We start from the raw sequence: 3426 nt of genomic DNA, 5'->3' as shown, positions 1-3426 counted from the left end.
GGCATTCAAGCTGATCGAGGAAGCCGAGAAAACCTGGCGCCGTATCAACGGCCCTGAACAGATCAAGCTGTTGCTGGAGGGCATTGCCTTCAAGGACGGTGAACCGGTGCAAGACGATCGACCGGTTCAGCAGAAACTCGCCGCCTGATAGCCCCTGCCTTAACGTTGCCCGTACACCACTCTTGACGTTAGCTCGGTATCAGGCTTCGCACGGTGCTGATTGCCAGTTCGCAACTGAGTTTCGCCGCGACACGGGCGTTCAAGGGAGCGCTCTTCCAGGCAGTCTGTGAGACAGGTGCCAGGACCGAACACGGTGCGGCGTTCGCCGCCTCGAAGTTTCTTCATCCATTGTTGAGCTGGAGAATCAGTCCGAGTACCGGAAAGGCGCCGCTTTCGCTCGTTGAGGTGAGGCGGCTATTAACGAAAGTGCCACAGAGCGTGCTCATAGGGGCCGCGCAGTGCTTTAAGCAGTACATCCAGCAGATCGGTAACTCGCCTGCGCAAGCATGGCGGCATTTTGCAGGACCTATGTTCGAGGCCGTCTGGCCGTATGAAGCGCGGTTCAAGCGGGCGGCGGTGTCACGTGAGCTCGCTGCGCTTTGTGCAACAACGGGAGCAGCGTTCGACGAAGCATTTTCAGTATTGCGTCATTTTCTTACGCCAATCGACGGCGGTTGGTATGGGGTGACGCTACTTGACGACGCCGGGGTTGTCAGCGCGAATCCCAAAACGTGTCTGGATTTCTTGTGGCTCGTGTCAGGTCCCGGGGCATCAGGCCAGTCGATGGAACTCGCGGCAGTACTCGACAAGATCGTTGAAGTGGCGCCGAACCTTGAAGTGGATCGACGCCTGCAATGGTTGGAGCAGAACCGCGTGATCCGTTTGCACTAGTAAGCGCACAGCTTCTAGATTTCGCCAATGTCCCGCTTGATGATACCGACCGATGAGCAGCTGGCGATCCTCGATGCCGTCGTTGGCCGTGAGAGCATGAAAATCAAGGCATATGCCGGAGCGGGGAAGACGTCGACGCTGAGGCGCGTGGCGGACCGTCTTTCACATCAACGTGGCATATACCTCGCGTTTAACCGTGAGATCGCGGAACACGCCAGGCGCCGATTCCCCGCGACCGTTGTTGCCGGAACGATTCACTCAATGGCATACCGATCGGTTTCGAGCTTCCTTACCGCGCGCGTGAACCGACCCGCGGAGCAGCCCCACGAGCTTGCGGCTCGCTATGGACTTGGGCCCGTCGAAGTTCCCCTCATTACCGGAAAGGTGGTCGAAGTCACGCCCTTTGAGTTGGGCCGGATGATTCTTGATGGCCTCGGCCGGTTTTGTCGCTCTGCGGACGATGTGCCGCTCTCGCTTCACATTCCTGTCGACGAGAGGATCGACGAGAGGGCGGCCGAATGGCTGCAGAGCGGACTCCTCCCGTACGTGGACCGACTGTGGAGCGAAAGCAAGGACCCTCGCGGCGCGGCGCGATTCTTCCAGACGTCTACCTCAAGGTCTGGGCTCAGTCTAGTCCGCGCATTGAATCGGACTTCATTTTGCTGGACGAAGCCCAGGATAGTGACGGTGCGATCTTGCGGCTTCTCAACGAGCAGACACACGCACAGATTGTGTACGTGGGCGATCCATATCAACAGATCTACGAATGGCGCGGTGCCGTCAACGCAATGGCGAAGATCGAGGCAGGCGAACATTCGCTGACCGAATCGTTTCGTTTCGGTCAGACGTTCGCCGTGCTAGCGAGCCGACTACTCGCGTTGCTTGGCGAGCAGACGCCGGTTCGCGGGCAAGGCACAATCGGATCTCTTATGGTCGAAGACCCGTCGGTCGCGCCACCTGTTGACGCGATCCTTTGCCGAAAAAATGTCTCCGCCATATGGCACCTTGCCGCCGGCGTGGAGGCGGGCCTAAAGCCGGCAATCCGCATGAGCGCAGCTGAGATTGTCGCTTATGCCGATGGTGCCGATATGTTGCTGGCGGGACGTCGTGCTTTCCGACCAGCTGCATTGTCGCTGTTCGAGACATGGAATGACGTTCAGTCTTTCGCTCGCAGCGCGGCCGGTGTCGATTTGCTTCCGATAGTTCGAATCGTCGACGAGCTTGGAACGGACTATCTGCGCTCGCTCGCGTTAAGGATCACGCCCGAGGCGAGCGCTGATTACGTCATCTCGACGGTGCACAGGGCGAAAGGCCTCGAGTGGAAGCGGGTCAAGGTTGTCAATGATTTCCTGTTCAAATACATCGACGGCCGCCTGACGCTGGACGACGACGAACTGCGGCTGCTCTACGTCGCCTTGACGAGAGCGCAGCATCTTTTAGATGTGTCAGACCTTCGTGAGCCGCTTTTGAAGTTATTTGCTTGAAAAGAGACACGCAGTGGTCGCGAACCAGGGCCTACATTTCTGCAGGATCAGGGGAGGTGCCTTGGCGCTATCCCCGCGACCGCTTGACACTGCCGCGCGCACGATAAAATGGAAATCAATGTCACGTTCGTCGAACGGGTTCCAGACGAGGGATTGAAGTTGGTACTCGCCCGTAAAACGTCGCGTGGAAAAGAACTGCAAATTAGCTGATACAACATTGGAGGGTCGATGGAATGGGGTTGGCTATGGGGCAATGTCGGCGTGCCGATAGCGTCCATGTTCCCTACCCAGTCGCAGCTGATCTTGCCGTGCTGCCATTGATGCCAGAAACCGACGTGAATTCAATGCTGAACAGGCGCAAGCAGGAGAAATTCATCCACATATGCACGCCAATGGTCCGGTTGCCTCAACAACTGTCCGCTTAAAAATAGGTCAATTTCTGGTTTGGCGATGCAAAAAAGTGGCTTGCACCTCTGCTGAACGAAAAAAATGCCAAGTTCCATCCGGCGGTTTTCAGCACGGATTGCGTGGATCTGGATGATCCACGCAATCAATGGAGAAATGTATACGCTGGGCACGTCCGAAACCACGTGATCCCGGTTGAAAATCGACATGCCCATTTCCAGCACTGATTGCGTGGAATATCCGGTACGGATTGCGTGGGAGCGTTTCGCGGCTGCGAACGCACTGGCAATTTACGCAAATCGCTCAGAAACGCGACACGTCCATCGGCGTGTCTTTTTCTTAACGGGAACCGCTTGGAAACACCGTAGACGGTATTTCCAGGCGGTTTCTGTAACGTTTCCATAACGATTTCTGTAAATGCACTTTCTGTCGCAGCCATCGAAGCTCCCGGTGCCGGTTAGCCGGCGGCCGGTCAGCTTACGATGGTCCGAAAAGCGGACATCTGAACTTGGCTAAAAGCGGACATTACAACTTAGCCACTACAATGCGTGTCAAAGCCAGATTCAAATGTCCGCTGTCCAGCCAAGTTCAGATGTCCGCTTTTGCGGGGTTAGAAATCTCTATCTCGGGGTTTCAACTCACGCAG

The 3426-nt window shown here is 56.5% G+C and carries 2 protein-coding genes and 2 pseudogenes; 3 read left to right on the top strand and 1 reads right to left on the bottom strand.

Going from position 1 to position 3426, the window contains the following annotated elements; all coding sequences use genetic code 11:
- The 3 genes and pseudogenes from H3V53_RS42505 to H3V53_RS42495 form a co-directional block, all read left to right on the top strand.
- A pseudogene (locus H3V53_RS42505) lies at positions 1 to 148 on the top strand (IS256 family transposase); the annotation flags it as partial.
- Positions 149 to 213: 65 nt separating this feature from the next.
- Positions 214 to 891, top strand: a complete 678-nt coding sequence (locus H3V53_RS42500) for a hypothetical protein (RefSeq protein WP_336602942.1) — start codon at positions 214 to 216, stop codon at positions 889 to 891.
- 27 nt (positions 892 to 918) lie between these two features.
- Positions 919 to 2375: pseudogene (locus H3V53_RS42495) on the top strand (UvrD-helicase domain-containing protein).
- Between the two features lie 341 nt (positions 2376 to 2716).
- Here H3V53_RS42495 and H3V53_RS42490 read toward each other — a convergent pair.
- Positions 2717 to 2989: a hypothetical protein gene (locus tag H3V53_RS42490; protein ID WP_336602941.1), complete on the bottom strand. Its 273-nt coding sequence runs from the start codon at positions 2987 to 2989 to the stop codon at positions 2717 to 2719.
- Between the last annotated feature and the right edge of the window lie 437 nt (positions 2990 to 3426).

Source organism: Paraburkholderia bengalensis (assembly GCF_037126505.1).
Classification (GTDB): domain Bacteria; phylum Pseudomonadota; class Gammaproteobacteria; order Burkholderiales; family Burkholderiaceae; genus Paraburkholderia; species Paraburkholderia bengalensis.
This window is presented reverse-complemented; position numbering and strand designations above follow the sequence as displayed.